This window comes from Bacteroides helcogenes P 36-108 (assembly GCF_000186225.1).
In the GTDB taxonomy this organism is placed as follows: Bacteria; Bacteroidota; Bacteroidia; order Bacteroidales; family Bacteroidaceae; genus Bacteroides; species Bacteroides helcogenes.
Genome location: NC_014933.1, coordinates 2,792,495 through 2,809,987, shown reverse-complemented (window position 1 = coordinate 2,809,987; position 17,493 = coordinate 2,792,495). Strand labels below are relative to the sequence as shown.

Annotated in this window: 12 protein-coding genes and 3 tRNA genes; 7 read left to right on the top strand and 8 right to left on the bottom strand. The window is 38.5% G+C overall.

The window, feature by feature from the left end; genetic code table 11:
- Positions 1-194: 194 nt before the first annotated feature.
- Entirely contained in the window at positions 195-644 is a 450-nt protein-coding gene (locus tag BACHE_RS11415; RefSeq protein WP_013547862.1) for a type I restriction enzyme HsdR N-terminal domain-containing protein, read from the bottom strand.
- Between the two features lie 64 nt (positions 645-708).
- Here BACHE_RS11415 and BACHE_RS11410 point away from each other — a divergent pair, with 64 nt between their 5' ends.
- The 5 genes from BACHE_RS11410 to BACHE_RS11390 all read left to right on the top strand — a co-directional run bounded on the left by BACHE_RS11410 (position 709) and on the right by BACHE_RS11390 (position 5,661).
- The gene (locus BACHE_RS11410; RefSeq protein WP_013547861.1) at positions 709-1,485 is read left to right on the top strand and encodes an AMP nucleosidase; all 777 of its coding nucleotides are present in this window, start codon (positions 709-711) and stop codon (positions 1,483-1,485) included.
- 54 nt (positions 1,486-1,539) lie between these two features.
- Entirely contained in the window at positions 1,540-2,559 is a 1,020-nt protein-coding gene (gene holA, locus BACHE_RS11405) for a DNA polymerase III subunit delta (RefSeq protein ID WP_013547860.1), read from the top strand.
- Between the two features lie 838 nt (positions 2,560-3,397).
- A complete protein-coding gene (locus BACHE_RS11400) occupies positions 3,398-3,859 on the top strand; it encodes a helix-turn-helix domain-containing protein (RefSeq protein WP_013547859.1) in 462 nt (153 codons plus the stop codon).
- A gap of 126 nt (positions 3,860-3,985) precedes the next feature.
- Entirely contained in the window at positions 3,986-4,762 is a 777-nt protein-coding gene (locus BACHE_RS11395) for a dihydroorotate dehydrogenase electron transfer subunit (protein WP_013547858.1), read from the top strand.
- A complete protein-coding gene (locus tag BACHE_RS11390) occupies positions 4,750-5,661 on the top strand; it encodes a dihydroorotate dehydrogenase (protein WP_013547857.1) in 912 nt (303 codons plus the stop codon). The genes BACHE_RS11395 and BACHE_RS11390 overlap by 13 nt, the downstream gene beginning before the upstream one ends.
- A 93-nt stretch (positions 5,662-5,754) precedes the next feature.
- On the opposite strand, the gene trmD is transcribed toward BACHE_RS11390, so the two are convergent.
- Positions 5,755-6,432, bottom strand: a complete 678-nt coding sequence (gene trmD / locus BACHE_RS11385) for a tRNA (guanosine(37)-N1)-methyltransferase TrmD (protein WP_013547856.1) — start codon at positions 6,430-6,432, stop codon at positions 5,755-5,757.
- Positions 6,433-6,586: 154 nt separating this feature from the next.
- Between trmD and ligA the strand changes: the two genes are divergently transcribed.
- Positions 6,587-8,584 (top strand): NAD-dependent DNA ligase LigA, encoded by a 1,998-nt coding sequence (gene ligA, locus BACHE_RS11380; RefSeq protein ID WP_013547855.1) that lies wholly within the window; start codon positions 6,587-6,589, stop codon positions 8,582-8,584.
- A 95-nt stretch (positions 8,585-8,679) separates the two neighbouring features.
- Positions 8,680-9,573, top strand: coding sequence for a 4-hydroxy-tetrahydrodipicolinate synthase (gene dapA / locus BACHE_RS11375; protein ID WP_013547854.1), 894 nt, complete (start codon positions 8,680-8,682; stop codon positions 9,571-9,573).
- Between the two features lie 140 nt (positions 9,574-9,713).
- Here dapA and BACHE_RS11370 read toward each other — a convergent pair.
- The 6 genes from BACHE_RS11370 to BACHE_RS11345 form a co-directional block, all read right to left on the bottom strand.
- A tRNA-Arg gene (locus BACHE_RS11370) sits at positions 9,714-9,787 on the bottom strand.
- A gap of 20 nt (positions 9,788-9,807) precedes the next feature.
- Positions 9,808-9,881: transfer RNA gene (locus tag BACHE_RS11365), tRNA-Arg, on the bottom strand.
- 17 nt (positions 9,882-9,898) lie between these two features.
- Positions 9,899-9,972, bottom strand: a tRNA-Arg gene (locus BACHE_RS11360).
- A gap of 75 nt (positions 9,973-10,047) precedes the next feature.
- A complete protein-coding gene (locus BACHE_RS11355) occupies positions 10,048-12,348 on the bottom strand; it encodes a patatin-like phospholipase family protein (RefSeq protein ID WP_041579812.1) in 2,301 nt (766 codons plus the stop codon).
- 180 nt (positions 12,349-12,528) lie between these two features.
- Positions 12,529-14,577, bottom strand: coding sequence for a molecular chaperone HtpG (htpG, locus tag BACHE_RS11350; RefSeq protein ID WP_013547852.1), 2,049 nt, complete (start codon positions 14,575-14,577; stop codon positions 12,529-12,531).
- A gap of 113 nt (positions 14,578-14,690) precedes the next feature.
- Positions 14,691-17,219, bottom strand: coding sequence for an ATP-dependent Clp protease ATP-binding subunit (locus BACHE_RS11345; protein ID WP_013547851.1), 2,529 nt, complete (start codon positions 17,217-17,219; stop codon positions 14,691-14,693).
- Positions 17,220-17,493: the final 274 nt, after the last annotated feature.

Genomic DNA, 17,493 nt, shown 5'->3' with positions numbered 1-17,493 from the left:
TTACAAAAGCCTTCTACCACTCCTCTGAATTGCTTAATGTACCTGCATCAATATTATGATGCCGATAAGAAGTGGGGACCTTAGCCTCTCTCAGTCCCATAGTGAACATCCGGGTGTTTCAATGAAATACTTCCGGATGTTCTCTTTCAGTAAGGTAGTGAAGTGTGCTAAGTCCTGAAGAAAGGCTTGTACAGTCATAACTTTTGATAGTCAGGAATATCATGCAGAAAAATATAAGTGTTATGTTCGTAATCCATCCGGCAGCAATAGTGCTGTAACCCGTTGCTGACAATGAGATAATCTACTCTCAACACCATATTATAACGGGTTATCTGGTCGAAAACTTTTTGCGTGATTTCAACCTCGGGAGCTTTGTATTCCACAATCATACGGGCGGTGAGATCACGACGGTAGAGTACCGTATCACAACGTTTCCTGGTATTGTTCAGTTGCACCTGCACCTCGTTTGCCATCAATGCTTGCGGATATCCCTTATGAGCAATAAGAAAGTGAATAAAGTGTTGCCGCACCCATTCTTCCGGAGTCAATGCGACATATCGACGGCGTATCACATCAAAAATAACAATTTTTCCATTCCTTGCGGCAATTTTAGCATCGAATGCTGGTAGGTTTAACGATAACATTTACTACATTTGTAAGTTAAATAATGGTTCCCGCCTTTTGGGAACACAAATTTAATGAAATCTTATGAAAACAAAAGAAGAAATCGTAGCTAATTGGCTGCCCCGTTACACAAAACGTAACCTGGAAGATTTTGGAGAGTATATTCTGTTAACCAACTTCAACAAGTACGTAGAGATTTTCGCAGAAAAGTTCAATGTTCCCATTCTCGGAAAAGACGCCAATATGATATCTGCCAGCGCGGAAGGAATCACAATTATCAATTTCGGTATGGGAAGCCCCAACGCTGCCATTATCATGGACTTACTCAGTGCTATCAGCCCCAAGGCATGCCTGTTTTTGGGCAAGTGCGGCGGCATAGACAAGAAAAATAGAATAGGGGATCTTATCCTTCCTATCGCCGCCATCCGTGGTGAAGGTACTTCCAATGACTACTTCCCGCCCGAAGTGCCCTCACTTCCTGCTTTTATGCTGCAGCGTGCGGTTTCTTCCGCCATCCGTGATTATGCCCGCGATTACTGGACCGGTACGGTATATACCACCAACCGCAGGATTTGGGAACATGACGAAGAATTCAAGGAATATCTCAAGAAAACTCGTGCCATGGCCGTAGATATGGAAACTGCTACCTTATTCAGTTGCGGTTTTGCCAATCATATTCCTACCGGAGCCTTGCTGTTGGTTTCCGACCAACCTATGATTCCTGAAGGTGTAAAAACTGATAAAAGTGACAACATAGTTACTCAGAACTATGTAAATGAACATGTTGAGATCGGCATTGCCTCCTTGCGTATGATTATTGATGAGAAAAAGACTGTAAAACACTTGAAGTTTGACTGGTGATACTGTTCTGTGACAGCCGAACAACCTTCATCGATCAACACCTAATTTTTCTATATGGCAAAACAAGAAATAACATGTGACGACATACTTAAAGAGTTGAGAACCAATAAATACCGTCCGGTTTATTATCTGATGGGCGAGGAAGCGTATTATATTGACCTCATTGCAGACTATATCGCAGACAATGTCCTCACCGATACAGAGAAAGAATTTAATCTGAGCGTAGTGTATGGAGCAGATGTAGATATTGCTACCGTCATCAATGCAGCCAAACGTTATCCGATGATGTCCGAACATCAGGTTGTCGTCGTCAAGGAAGCACAATCCATCCGTAATATGGATGAATTGTCTTATTACCTGCAAAAACCACTGAATTCGACCATTTTGGTGATATGCCATAAGCACGGTGTATTGGATAGAAGAAAGAAATTGGCTGCCGAAATAGAGAAAGTAGGCGTCTTATTCGAATCTAAAAAAATAAAGGATGCCCAGTTGCCTGCATTCATCACCGCATACATGAAACGTAAAGGTGTGGATCTTGATCCTAAAGCCACTTCCATGCTTGCAGATTTTGTAGGGACTGACCTCAGCAGACTGACCGGAGAACTGGAAAAGCTGATCATAACACTTCCAAAAGGTCAGACACGTATCACTCCGGAACAGATAGAGCGAAACATCGGCATCAGCAAAGATTACAATAACTTTGAACTTCGTGGAGCCATAGTGGAAAAGGACGTCTTAAAAGCTAACAAAATAATAAAATATTTTGAAGAAAATCCAAAAACAAATCCTATTCAAATGACTTTATCTTTACTTTTTGGCTTCTTCTCCAATCTGATGTTGGCATACTATGCACCAGAAAAATCAGAGCAGGGTATTGCCAATTTCTTGGGCTTAAAAAGCCCGTGGCAGTCTCGCGAATACCTAAGTGCTATGCGTCGGTATAGCGGCGTAAAAACGATGCAAATAATCGGAGAAATCAGATATGCAGATGCCAAGTCTAAAGGGGTAGGAAATTCATCCTTAAACGACGGTGATATACTTCGGGAACTTGTCTTTAAAATCTTGCATTAACTCTTTGATACTTTCGTATCATTTTGTCATGATTAGGGGGATTTTATCCCCCTTTTTTCTATTTTAGCCAATATACCCAACCTATAAAACGGGTATAATATATTATAATACAGATAAATATATCAATTTTCCCCCTCTCAGAATCGCTTATTTTCATTCATCCGATCATTTATACGGAAATAAAGCCAAGATTTAAGGATCCCCTTATATAAAACAAGAAAAAGGAATTTATAACCTTTGCTCATGTTACAGATTTTCTTCTCTATAGGCGACTTGTATGCCAATGGTAAAACATAACATGTTAATATAGTTGTACTATGCAACTACACATTATTACTTTAGTAAAAGCGCAACATTACAATATTATTTTTAAAACAAATATGATTTACTAAAGTGATAATTATTTCTATATAACAATTGTAAATATCGCTAATTTCAATAATAATTTGATATTTTACAAAAGTGTATAAGATAGGCTTAACATGAAAGAATAATATATATAATTAGTTGTATATCATATAAATATACTGTTTTATTAAATTATTTTCCAAGATGGGGGGCTAAAGATAAACAAAACAAATGTAATACCTTATAAAAAGGAGAAGTAAGAAATGAATATATATACTTATAACCATAGTATTATAGAATTTTATTAAAGTAAATATAGCAATTATAAAATAGGATGTTTTACGATATAACATTTGTATTCGTAACATCTGTAATATACAATACACTTTTGTAATACTTTATATTTTACGTTTTTAATTTGCAAATGTGATTTTATTTTTTCACCTTTGTAATCAAATACAGAACAAGTACAATTGTAATAACACTTGCCATGAGTATAAAAAACAGATTCAAAATGGTTATGGATCGAGAGAAATTGACCGCCGGTGCTTTTGCCGAAAGCATTGGAGTAGCCCAAGCTACGATCTCCCATATATTAGGTCCTCGCAACAAATATCCAAGCACTGAAGTAATCCTCCGATTACATCAACGATACAATGACATAAACCTTGAATGGCTACTTACCGGAAAAGGCAATATGAGTAACAATTCAGATTCAACCGAAAATGGCGGATTTGACTACCCTCTATTCGCTGAGAATCCTGAAAATATGTCCGAAGGGACGGGAGAAATTGAAAATCGCAAGGAAATTGCATTAGAAACGCCCCAAAAACAGCCTAAAGAAATTGTAAAACAAGAGATTATCTACAAAGAAAGACCTCCCAGAAAAATAACTGAAATAAGAATTTTCTTTGATGATAACACCTACGAGACTTTCAAACCCGAAAATTGAGAAATTAATGCCATACTCTAAGAAGGTGGCAGCATCCCAACAAAACTTTTCAGGCAAGCTTGAAGTTTTGTATCCGGTTTGCACTATCTTTGTCCCCGAAAGATAAACATCCCTCTTTATGATAATATGAAAAAATACATTTTAGATCTGACAGTGGTTGAGAATATCCGCCTGCATACAAATTATGTATTGCTGAAATTGACTTCTCCGTCTCCACTTCCGGAAATGTTACCGGGACAATTTGCAGAGCTCCGCGTGGATGGTTCTCCAACTACTTTCCTGCGCCGCCCTATTTCTATTAACTACATTGATAGACAGCGGAATGAGGTATGGTTCCTCATCCAACTCGTAGGTGACGGAACAAGGCGCTTAGGAGAAGCAAATAAAGGTGACATTATTAATGTAGTACTTCCGTTGGGAAACTGCTTTACAATGCCCGAAAATCCCTCAGACAAGCTCTTATTGGTAGGCGGAGGTGTAGGCACTGCCCCAATGCTGTATTTAGGTGAACAATTGGCGAAAAGAGGCAGCAAACCTACTTTTCTGCTCGGAGCAAGAAGTGACAAGGATTTACTGCAGTTGGAACAATTTGCAGCCTATGGCGAGGTATATACTACAACAGAAGATGGCAGCCATGGAGAAAAAGGCTATGTAACCCAGCACTCCATATTAAAGAAGGTAAACTTCGAACAGATATACACATGCGGTCCGAAACCCATGATGATGGCTGTTGCCAAATATGCCAAAAGTAAAGGGATTAATTGCGAAGTATCTTTGGAAAACATGATGGCATGCGGTATCGGTGCATGTTTATGCTGTGTGGAAAATACTACAGAAGGTCATTTATGTGTATGTAAGGAAGGTCCGGTTTTTAATATAAACAAACTATTATGGCAGATTTAAGTGTAAAGATTAGTGAATTACAAATGAAAAATCCGGTCATGACGGCATCCGGAACATTTGGATATGGTGAAGAGTTTGCCGATTTCATAGATATATCGCGAATAGGTGGTATAATTGTAAAGGGAACTACCCTTCACAAACGTGAAGGTAACTCGTATCCGCGTATGGCGGAGACTCCTTCTGGCATGTTAAATGCTGTGGGACTGCAAAATAAAGGTGTACATTACTTTGTTGAACATATCTATCCCCGCATCAAAGACATCCAAACCAATATGATTGTAAATGTATCGGGATCTGCCATTGAAGATTATGTAAAAACTGCTGCAATCATTAATGAACTTGACAAAATTCCTGCCATAGAGCTGAACATATCCTGCCCCAACGTAAAGCAAGGCGGAATGGCATTTGGTGTCACAGCCAAAGGGGCCGAGGAAGTGGTTAAAGCTGTGCGCTCAGTTTACAAAAAGACACTTATCGTAAAGCTCTCGCCTAACGTGACCGACATTACCGAAATAGCCAGAGCAGCAGAAAATGGAGGCGCAGATAGCGTATCTCTCATCAACACTCTGCTTGGGATGGCTATAGATGCAGAAAGCAGACGCCCGATTCTTTCTACCGTTACAGGAGGAATGTCAGGTGCAGCCGTGAAACCCATTGCATTGCGCATGGTATGGCAAGTGGCTAAAGCGGTAAAAATACCCGTCATTGGTTTAGGAGGTATCATGGGCTGGAAAGATGCAGTAGAATTCATGCTTGCCGGAGCCTCGGCCATCCAAATAGGTACTGCAAACTTCATTGATCCGACAGTTACCGTAAAGGTGGCAGAAGGTATCAATGACTATCTTGACAGACATGGGTACAAGTCTGTTACAGACATAATCGGTGCACTGGAGTTATAACTCAAAACAAAGGATTGCCATTCGCAATCTAATTTCATAAAAAAGGACATTCTATCATGAATGTCCTTTTTCTTTTTATTTACATTTCAAATTTTACTCTTCCAATAAATCCGGACGCAACTTACGGGTTCTTTCCAATGACTGCTGAAGCTCCCATTCCTTTATCTTAGCCTCATGTCCGGATAGTAAAATATCAGGAACTTTCCATCCCTTGTAATCTGCCGGCCGAGTATAAACCGGCGCCGCCAATAAATTATCCTGGAAAGAATCGGAAAGAGCAGATTGTTCATCTGATATAACTCCCGGTATAATGCGCACAATAGCATCCGCCATAACAGCCGCAGCCAATTCTCCACCAGTAAGCACATAATCGCCAATACTGACTTCCTTTGTTATAAAATGTTCCCGAATACGATAATCAATCCCCTTAAAATGTCCACAGAGAATAATCAGATTCTGCGCAAGAGACAGTGTATTAGCCATCGGTTGATTGAATTGTTCACCATCCGGGGTAGTGAAAATCACCTCATCATAATCTCGTTCTGCTTTCAAGGTATTAATGCAACGCTCAATTGGCTCTATTTTCATAACCATTCCGGCAAATCCACCAAATGGATAATCATCTACACGACGGTACTTATCTTCTGTATAATCACGAAGATTATGGATGTATATCTCTGCAAGGCCTTTATTTTTAGCACGTTTCAAAATAGAATAACTAAAGAAACCTTCAATCATTTCCGGTAAGACTGTAATAATGTCAATACGCATAGTTCTTTATTTTTTTGCAAAAGTAGTGCAAGTAAAGAGTAAAAGCAAAATTTATTTTGTTTTTGCCAATACACCTACCTGTTTTTCGTGCATTAAAAGTACAAATATTCGGGGAGAAACCTGTATTTTTGCATTCAAACAATCTGGGATTATTATGACTGCTAAAGAAAAGATAGACCAACTTCGTGCCGATCTGCATCGGCATAACTACAATTATTATGTATTAAATGCTCCTGAAATATCTGACAAGGAATTTGATAGTATGATGCGTGATCTCCAAAACTTGGAAAAGGAGTACCCTGAATATCAGGATAACAGTTCTCCGACAATGCGTGTAGGAAGTGATTTGAATAAAAACTTTACGCAAGTAATGCACAAATATCCGATGCTTTCATTAGGAAATACTTATTCTGAAAATGAAGTGACAGATTTCTATGACCGAGTTAAACAGTCTCTAAACGAGGATTTTGAAATTTGTTGCGAACTGAAATATGATGGAACCTCAATCTCTTTAACTTATGAAAATGGCAAATTGGTACGTGCCGTCACTCGAGGAGATGGTGAGAAAGGTGATGACGTTACAGACAATGTAAAAACCATCCGTACCATACCACTTTTACTTCATGGAAATTATCCTAAATTATTTGAGATTAGAGGAGAAATATTAATGCCTTGGAAGTCATTTGAAGCTCTGAACAATGAAAGGGAAGCAAGAGAAGAGACTTTGTTTGCCAATCCTCGTAATGCGGCGTCAGGTACATTGAAGTTACAAAATTCGGCTGTTGTTGCATCTCGCAAATTAGATGCTTATTTATATTACTTATTAGGAGAAGAATTGCCTTGTAATGGACATTATGAGAATTTACAAATGGCAGCCAGTTGGGGATTCAAAATATCGGAGCATATGAAAAAAGTGCATAGCCTGGAGGAAATATTCGAATATATCAGCTTTTGGGATACCGAACGTAAAAACCTATCAGTAGCAACAGATGGCATTGTTTTAAAAGTAAACAGCTTGAAACAACAGAAAAATCTTGGTTTTACTGCAAAATCTCCTCGTTGGGCCATTGCATATAAATTTCAGGCTGAACGTGCATTGACTCGTCTGAACAAAGTAACCTATCAAGTGGGGCGTACTGGTACAATCACTCCTGTTGCCAATCTGGATCCAGTACAACTATCAGGAACAGTGGTAAAAAGAGCCTCTTTACACAATGCAGACATCATCGAAGGCTTGGATCTTCACATCGGAGATATGGTTTATGTGGAAAAAGGAGGAGAAATTATACCTAAAATCACTGGCGTAAATAAAGAGGCACGAGGCATGCTACTTGGAGAAAAAGTGAAATTTATTACTCATTGCCCTGAATGTGGCAGCAGATTAATACGCTATGAGGGTGAAGCAGCGCATTATTGTCCTAATGAGACAGCTTGCCCTCCACAAATAAAAGGCAAAATAGAGCATTTCATCTGCCGTAAAGCAATGGATATAGACGGACTGGGGCCAGAGACTGTAGATACTTTCTATCGGTTAGGTTTGATAAAGGATGCTGCAGACTTATATAATCTCAAAGCAGATGATATTAAAGGCTTGGATCGCATGGGAGAGAAGTCTGCGGAAAATATTATAAATGGGATTACAGCGAGTAAAGAGGTTCCTTTTGAACGAGTATTGTTTGCATTGGGCATTCGCTTTGTAGGAGAAACCGTAGCCAAGAGAATAGCTAAATCATTCATAGATATAGAAGAACTTGCCAATGCCAATCTTGAGGTTCTAATAAATATTGATGAAATTGGTGAAAAAATAGCGAAAAGCATTGTAACTTATTTCTGCAATCCATCGAACCGTAAACTGGTGGAACGACTGAAAGATGCCGGATTACAACTCTTTCAAAAAGAAGAAGATTTAAATGAATATACCGATAGGTTAGCAGGTCAGTCCATCGTTATCAGTGGTGTATTTACACATCACTCTCGTGATGAATACAAAATTCTTATTGAAAAGAATGGGGGTAAAAATACAGGCAGTATTTCTGCCAAAACCAATTTTATATTAGCTGGTGAAAATATGGGACCTGCCAAATTAGAAAAAGCACGGAAATTGGGAATAAAGATCATGAATGAAGATGAGTTTTTAGCGTTGATTTCCTAACAAATTTCTACAAAATTCTTTTTATAGCTTATATTTGTAGGGGAAATCGAAAAAAATCGTACTTTTGCGAGTCATTTAATTAGAGATCAATACTCATGATACAGACAAAATTGAAAGGGATGGGAGTAGCGCTGATTACTCCATTTAAAGAGGATGAAAGCGTCGATTACGAGGCGCTGATGCGCATGGTTGATTATTTGCTTCAGAATAATGCTGACTTTTTGTGCGTATTAGGTACAACGGCAGAAACTCCAACTCTCACAGAAGATGAGAAGAAGAAAATAAAGAAAATGGTTATTGAACGTGTAAACGGGAGAATACCTATATTGCTCGGTGTGGGCGGAAACAATACCCGTGCTATAATAGAGACATTGAAATATGACGATTTCACCGGAGTCGATGCAATACTTTCCGTTGTTCCATATTATAATAAGCCATCACAAGAAGGTATATATCAACATTATAAAGCTATTGCCGAAACAACAGAGCTACCTATTGTATTATATAATGTACCCGGCCGTACCGGTGTCAATATGAAAGCTGAAACAACTCTGCGTATTGCACGAGATTTCAAAAATGTTATAGCCATTAAAGAGGCTTCCGGAGATATTACTCAAATGGATGACATCATAAAGAATAAACCTGATAATTTTGACGTTATTTCCGGCGACGATGGCATTACCTTTCCCTTGATTACTTTGGGGGCTGTTGGAATCATTTCGGTCATTGGAAATGCATTTCCACGGGAATTTAGCCGTATGGTGCGTTTGGCATTGCAAGGAGATTATGCTAATGCGCTGACCATCCATCACAAATTCGCAGAATTGTTCAAACTTTTATTTGTTGATGGTAATCCTGCCGGTGTAAAGGCCATGTTAAATGCCATGGGAATGATCGAAAATAAACTTCGGCTTCCATTAGTACCAACCAGAATCACAACTTTTGAGGCAATGAGGAACATATTGAATGAGCTTAATATCAGGTGCTAAACACTAAGCTCCTAACAATGACATATTTTGTTCTTAACAATGACACTCATTGAAAGGATCAAGATGTGTCATTTCTGACGGTAAAGTATCATTTGGAACAAATGAAAAAAGTCTCCACAAGTTTTCTTGTGGAGACTTTGTGATCGCGACAGGATTCAAACCTGTAACCGGCTGATCCGTAGTCAGCTACTCTATTCAGTTGAGCTACGCGACCTTTTTAAATTATGAAAACTGTGACCGCGACAGGATTCAAACCTGTAACCGGCTGATCCGTAGTCAGCTACTCTATTCAGTTGAGCTACGCGGCCAATTAAAATGAAATTTGTGATCGCGACAGGATTCAAACCTGTAACCGGCTGATCCGTAGTCAGCTACTCTATTCAGTTGAGCTACGCGACCTTTTCATTTGACGGGTGCAAAGGTACGTCCTTTTTTTTAAATAGCAAATAAAAAACGAACTTTTTTCCTAAAATATTATTCAACAAAACGATAGTTAAATAATTGCCAACCGATGGTTAGCCCTACATTCCATTCTTTTTTGGGTGAACTATAATGATTTACATATGCAGATATGGCCCCAAAAGGCAAATGGCATATCACTGATAGTTCTCCCATATATTCGAAACGAGAAAAAGCTTTTCCATAAAATGCCTTATTCAATGTATTTTTCTCTATCGGAAAAATTGGCACAAAGCCATAAAACTCAGAGCGAAATTGAAACATATCATTCAATATATAGACAGGTTTAATGCCCGCAGCCATATATTGATTAGCACGGAAAGCTTCATTATACATTAACTGACTATGGGGTGTCGGTGCAAATTCTCCTGCCTGCATCATCGTAGCCGTATAATTTTCCGAGAAATTCTTTGATGAATACAAAGCTTCTGCCATCCAACCCAATGTAAATTTAGGATTCATGGAATGGTATGCTTCTTTCATGTAGGATATTTGCAACCAGGATTGCCTTTCTTTTATAACATTTTGCTCTATAGATGATGGATTTCCCGGAATGAATCTCTCTTTTCCGGTAAAAATCTGGGCTGTTAGTTTCTCCAAATATCCTTTTGTGGCATATTGGCGTGTATTCAAAGTGCTTCCGTAAAAACCGATGGAACCTCCCCACAACTTATATGAACTTTTGTCAGAACGGTCTTTATCAAAATCTATAATATTAGACTGAAAATAATTATCTTCCAGTTTGCCATATCCTAAACCAAATTCAGCACGTTTATTGGCCAGAAAAGGCAAAGCGACCATAAACTTCACGAAGCGCTCATCTTTTGAATTAAAAGACGGACTATCATTTTTAGAGAATAGCTTATCTTTTTTATAATAATCGAAAGTGCTGATAGAGGCAATAAAACGGTAAGAAGTAGGAATATGAGTAGGCAAATCAAACCTTGCCATCAACTGGGCATTATTATAAATTTTGCCCAATTGTCCATCAAAAGTTATTTCTTTTGAGTAATAATTTAGGTTTTGATATCCTAACCCTAAATATATCTGATTCGAGCTGGTAGTAGAAACGCTTCCTCCCAAGCGGACAGAAAAATTATCTTCCATCTTCACCTTCAAATGCAATTCGTACAAATCACTTTCCCGATCATATACAGCATGAGGAATTATTTCAGATATCATATTATCTGCCAATAAACGAAAATATCCACGTTTCAAATCTTCATAAGTAAATACTTCATGAGCTTCATCATGGAATTCTTTCTTAATATAGGCCTGTTGCTGTGTGTTAGCTCCTTCGATATAGATATCCCGAAATCGTAATTGTGGCAGATTACTCCGATACACTAAACGTCTTAAGCGTACATTATCAGCATTTACACGTCGATGAATACGTTTTTTTATAGAATCCATCATATTAATAGTTCTATTATATCCAATATCGTGTAATTCTTGCAAACGATCAAAATCCAACAAATTTATATCATCATACTTGAATGTCATAACTATACCCAAAGAATCAGGAATAGAATAGTCCGTTTTTTGCATAACCATATTTTCTATCTGGCTCATAAGATCATTCTCTTTGGGTTTACTGGGATTAGCAGCAACTACACTACCAATGATTATATCGGGATGAAAATCCTCACGCATGACATCTGTCGGGAAATTATTATAGATTCCTCCGTCGTAAGCTAATACATTATTTATTTCTATAGGTTTAAATACAAATGGAAAACTCATGGAAGCACGAACTGCATCACCTAAATCTCCTTTTCTCAATATCAATGGTTTTTTATTATATACATCGGAAGCTATGCAACGAAAAGGAATAAATAATTTATTAAAGCTTCCTCCGCAAGCAGCCGTCGCACGTGCAAACAGTTCCACAAATACTAAATTCATCTGTATAGGATTAACCATACTCGTAGGAATTATTTGTGGTTTAGCATGCAGTGAATCTTTAAAAGCAAAACGAATATTGAAAAATTCAGGAGTTGGACGATTCTTTTTAAAATAGTATTCATATTTCGACTCCACTTTCCCAGAATACCAGCGTTTAAAGTCCGGTGAACGCAATAAGGCTTCCATATCGTCAGGTGAATATCCCATAGCATACAAGGAGCCGATTATAGCTCCCATAGATGTTCCGGCAATATAATCAATAGGAATATTATTTTCCTCCAAAGCCCGGATTATGCCGATATGTGTCATGCCTTTTGCCCCGCCGCCGCTTAGGACAAGTCCCACTTTTTGAGCCTGCAATATTGGCAAAAGACATAGCAGAGATGACAAAAATAAAAGAAATCTTTTCATGATTATATAATTCCGAATAATAAATGTCCAAATATTCAATGCCAAATATAGGCAATAGTTTCCAAAAACCTCGTATTCAACGGAAAAAACATTTTTGCAACAATAAAAATGAACTAAAAAGGGCATTACAACTTTACAAATTGTAATGCCCTTACAGCATATATGCAAATTTAAAGGGGATTATTTAATAAGATCAATGCTTCTTTTGACAAAGTTATTCAAGCTTTCACCCTTCAACATCCCATTTTGAAGTAACGCTAAATCAATCAACTGACGAACCACCTTATTTTTAGCGGCATAACCTGCAAAAACACCTTCTTTCTGAGCTTTCAACTCATTCCATTTCTTATCCAGATCTTCAGCCTCGTCTTTTTCGGACGTAGGAATATCTTCACCTTTCTTGCCTTCCTGTTGCTTGCGCAAATCTTCGCGACGTTTGTTGACTTCATCCATCTCCTTTTGAATAGGGATAACAGCAGATGCACATTCCCGTTCTTCTTCAGCCAAAACTTCTTTTATCAGTTTGTGGTCAGAATTCAATACCAGATTGTACATATCCGGCATTTCACCATAAAAGCTCATACCGGCCTGTATATTAGCCATTTCTTTCATGCGACGCATATATTCACTTTGAGTAATCATAACCGGAGAAGCATTCTCTCCCAAAGCTTGTGTCGCAATAGTAAATTCCGCTTTTTCCATCTTTGGCATCTGACTCTTAAAAACAACGGAAAGCGCTTCTTGCTTACCTGCTTCCAAAGCCTCACTTTTCTTATCTTCTCTAATAATCAAATTGTCAATCACATCACTGTCAACACGTGTGAAACGAACTTTTTCAAATTTCTGTTCCAACATGCTCACCACTGCAATATCAAGCTGGCCGTCCATCAGCAATACATTATAGCCTTTATTCTTGGCAGCTTCAATATAACTGTATTGTTCGTCCTTATTATTGGCATACAAATAAACGAGATTACCATCTTTATCTGTCTGATTATCTTTAATCAACGCTTTATACTCTTCAAAAATATAATGATTGGTATCCGTATCAGTGAAAAGGGCGAACTCTTTTGCTCTATCATAGAAATCTTCTTGTGTGAGCATTCCGTAATTGATAAAGATTTTCAAATCATTCCACTTTTCTTCAAATTGCTTACGGTCACTTTTGAAAATGGACTGTAAGCGGTCTGATACTTTTTTCGTTATATATGTAGATATCTTCTTGACATTTGCATCGCTTTGCAGATAAGAACGAGACACATTCAAAGGAATATCAGGAGAATCAAGTACACCATGCAACAGAGTCAAAAAATCAGGAACAATACCCTCTACAGAGTCCGTCACATATACTTGGTTACAATAGAGTTGTATCTTATTCTTGTTCAATTCAATATTACTCTTTACTTTAGGGAAATAAAGAATACCTGTAAGATGAAAAGGATAATCTACATTCAAATGAATCCAAAACAATGGTTCATCAGACATTGGATACAAATCCCGGTAGAATTTCTTATAATCTTCATCCTTCAAGTCACTGGGTTTCAAAGTCCACAGCGGATTAGCATCATTAATAATATTATCTTCTGATGTTTCAACCTGCTTACCGTCTTTCCATTCTTTCTTTTTACCAAATGCTACTGGAATAGGGAGGAAGCTGCAATACTTTTTCAGCAATGAGGAAATACGAACTTCTTCAAGAAATTCCTTGCAATCATCATCAATATAAAGAATGATCTCAGTACCACGGTCTGTTTTATCTGCATCTTCAATAGTAAATTCAGGACTGCCATCACAAGTCCATTTTACCGCTTGCGAGTCTTCCTTGCAAGATTTAGTGATGATTTCCACTTTTTTTGCTACCATGAAAGCGGAATAAAAGCCCAGCCCGAAATGACCAATGATAGCATTAGCATCATTCTTGTATTTTTCAAGGAAATCATTTGCGCCCGAAAAGGCAATCTGGTTGATATATTTATCAATTTCTTCTGCTGTCAGGCCGATACCACGATCAGAAACGGTAATAGTATCCTTTCCTAAGGAAACATGCACGGTCAAATCACCCAACTCACCTTTGAATTCACCGATAGAAGCCAGTGTCTTCAGCTTTTGTGTAGCATCAACGGCATTAGAAACCAATTCGCGAAGAAAAATTTCATGATCGCTGTATAAGAACTTCTTGATTACGGGGAAAATATTCTCTGTAGTTACCCCAATATTTCCTTTTTGCATACTATAGTTTATTTTTAAAGTTTAATATTTTTAATCTTATCGTCAATCTGAGAAACAAAAAAAATGCCAGTTCAAATGAACTGACATTTTGACCGTATTTTTGGAGAAAAAGATTATGCTTTCTTAATGCTCAACTCATCCTTCTCCTTATCTATGGAAACGTTCAGTGTATCTCCCGGCTGCAATCCTGAGTTAACAATCAGCTCCGAAACTCCATCTTCCAAATAATTCTGTATGGCACGCTTCAACGGACGTGCACCAAACTGCACGTCATAACCTTTCGCTGCAAGAAACTTTTTCGCATTATCATCCACAACTAACTTATAGCCAATTGCTTCTATCCGTTCATATAGACCTTGCATCTCAATATCGACAATTTTTGTAATTGCATCCAGGGACAATTGATCAAAAGTTATTATTTCATCAAGACGATTCAGAAATTCCGGAGCAAAAGTTTTATTTAAAGCTTTTTGTATTACGCCACGAGAGTGCTCCTTATCATCAATACGATTTTGAGCAGCAAAACCGACACCGCGGCCAAATTCTTTCAGTTGACGAGTACCGATATTAGAAGTCATGATAATAACCGTATTCCTAAAATCAACAGTTCTGCCATAATTGTCAGTCAAACGTCCCTCATCCAATACTTGCAGTAAGATATTGAATACATCCGGATGGGCTTTTTCAATTTCATCTAACAATACGATAGAATACGGTTTGCGACGCACCTTTTCGGTCAACTGACCACCTTCTTCATAGCCCACATATCCGGGAGCAGCGCCAATCATACGGGATACCGTGTACTTTTCCATATATTCACTCATATCAATGCGTATCAATGCATCCGACGAGCCAAACATGTATTTAGCCAACTGCTTAGCCAAGTGTGTCTTTCCAACACCGGTCGGTCCCAGAAACATAAATGTTCCTATAGGACGGTTAGGGTCTTTCAGACCTACACGACTACGTAAAATTGCTTTCACCAACTTCTCTATCGCAGCATCCTGAGCCACAACCCTGGCCTGCAATTCTTCTTTCATACCAGCCAGCCTGACGCCTTCTGCCTGCGCCACTTTTTGTACCGGCACACCGGACATCATTGAAATGACATCTGCTATTTCTTCTTCCCCTACGGTCTGACGATCATCTTTCAAGCGTGCTTCCCATTCTGCTTTCATTTCCTCCAAACGAACAGAAAGTTCTTTTTCACGATCCCGGTAGCTTGCAGCCAGTTCAAAATTCTGCGATCTCACAGCTTCAGCTTTCAGATTACGCGCCTCTTCTATAAGCTTTTCCTGCTCTTCAATTTCTTTCGGAACATTTATATTCGTCAAATGTACTCGTGAACCGGCTTCATCCAATGCATCAATGGCCTTATCAGGAAAGTTACGGTCTGTAATATAACGGCCTGACAAATTGACACATGCTTCAAGAGCTTCATGCGTATAGGTTACATTATGATGATCTTCATACTTTTCTTTGATATTCTTTAATATCTGGAGCGTCTCTTCAGCCGTAGTAGGTTCTACTATTACTTTCTGGAAACGGCGCTCCAATGCACCATCCTTTTCGATATTTTTTCTATATTCATCAAGAGTAGTAGCACCAATGCATTGTATTTCACCACGTGCTAAAGCCGGTTTCAACATATTAGCGGCATCCATAGATCCTGCCGCAGCACCGGCTCCTACAATTGTGTGGATTTCATCAATGAACAGAATGACATTCGGATTCTTCTGCAGTTCATTGATAATAGAACGGATACGCTCTTCAAACTGTCCACGGTATTTTGTTCCGGCAACGACAGAAGCCATATCAAGCATTACGACCTTTTTGTCGAACAGTATTCGTGATACCTTTTTCTGCACAATACGCAAAGCCAGACCTTCTACAATCGCAGATTTACCGACACCCGGTTCACCGATTAATACAGGATTGTTCTTCTTGCGACGACTCAAAATCTGCGCCAAACGTTCTATCTCACGCTCACGGCCTACTACCGGATCTAATTTACCTTCTTCGGCAGCGCGCGTCATGTCCATACCAAAGTTGTCCAATACGGGTGTATCATTAGATGACTTCTTAGATGTGGTCTGCGCCGATGAAGACGAACCGGCCCCAGCATTGCGTGAAGAACGGGATGTATTCATATCTTCCTCCTCATCTTCGTCATCCTCTGTAAATCCCATTCCCGCATTCGGATTGGCCGATTTCATAGAAAGCTGTTCAAATACAGACTGATAATCAACATGATTCTCTTCCAATACCGTTGCTGCTAAATTATCGCCATCCTTCAATATAGCCAACAACACATGCTCTGTATCAGCCGACGTACTCTTTAACAGACGCGCCTCTAACATACACATTTTTAATATCTTAGCAGCAATAGGGGATAGAGGTATCTCTGCATCCGGTAAGAGAGTGTCATCCTCTGCATCTTTTAAAAAGCTTTCCAAACGACGCTTCACTTGCTTCAAATCTATATTGAGCTTCATCAGTATTTCAATGGCTTTTCCTCCACCGTCACGCAACATACCAAGTAGGAGGTGCTCCGGACCGATATATCTGTTTCTCAGCCGATTTGCTTCCTCCTTACTATAAGTTATAATATCAGAAACTCTTTGTGAAAATTGATTGTTCATACACTATTATTCTCCTCAATTAAAGGGTTAGTTACTACAAAGATACACATTTATTAATTCAGCATATCATATTTAACTGATTTAATATCTCACAAATCTCATGCCACAATTTATCCACTGCACTCTTTCTCTTAATACACCTTAATATATTAAAGACTGTGCTCAACACTTTGTTCATAGCCTGCGAACGTTTGTCCAAGCGGCACAAATACATATTCAAGCGTTGCGGTTATGTATTCGCAAGCTGCGAACAGAGATTTCTTCTAATAATAAG

Excerpts from the sequence above, each read along its gene's own strand:
- BACHE_RS11415 (WP_013547862.1), bottom strand. The coding sequence starts at position 644 with ATGTTATCGTTAAACCTACCAGCATTCGATGCTAAAATTGCCGCAAGG.
- BACHE_RS11410 (WP_013547861.1), top strand. The coding sequence starts at position 709 with ATGAAAACAAAAGAAGAAATCGTAGCTAATTGGCTGCCCCGTTACACA.
- holA (WP_013547860.1), top strand. The coding sequence starts at position 1,540 with ATGGCAAAACAAGAAATAACATGTGACGACATACTTAAAGAGTTGAGA.
- BACHE_RS11400 (WP_013547859.1), top strand. The coding sequence starts at position 3,398 with ATGAGTATAAAAAACAGATTCAAAATGGTTATGGATCGAGAGAAATTG.
- BACHE_RS11395 (WP_013547858.1), top strand. The coding sequence starts at position 3,986 with ATGAAAAAATACATTTTAGATCTGACAGTGGTTGAGAATATCCGCCTG.
- BACHE_RS11390 (WP_013547857.1), top strand. The coding sequence starts at position 4,750 with ATGGCAGATTTAAGTGTAAAGATTAGTGAATTACAAATGAAAAATCCG.
- trmD (WP_013547856.1), bottom strand. The coding sequence starts at position 6,432 with ATGCGTATTGACATTATTACAGTCTTACCGGAAATGATTGAAGGTTTC.
- ligA (WP_013547855.1), top strand. The coding sequence starts at position 6,587 with ATGACTGCTAAAGAAAAGATAGACCAACTTCGTGCCGATCTGCATCGG.
- dapA (WP_013547854.1), top strand. The coding sequence starts at position 8,680 with ATGATACAGACAAAATTGAAAGGGATGGGAGTAGCGCTGATTACTCCA.
- BACHE_RS11355 (WP_041579812.1), bottom strand. The coding sequence starts at position 12,348 with ATGAAAAGATTTCTTTTATTTTTGTCATCTCTGCTATGTCTTTTGCCA.
- htpG (WP_013547852.1), bottom strand. The coding sequence starts at position 14,577 with ATGCAAAAAGGAAATATTGGGGTAACTACAGAGAATATTTTCCCCGTA.
- BACHE_RS11345 (WP_013547851.1), bottom strand. The coding sequence starts at position 17,219 with ATGAACAATCAATTTTCACAAAGAGTTTCTGATATTATAACTTATAGT.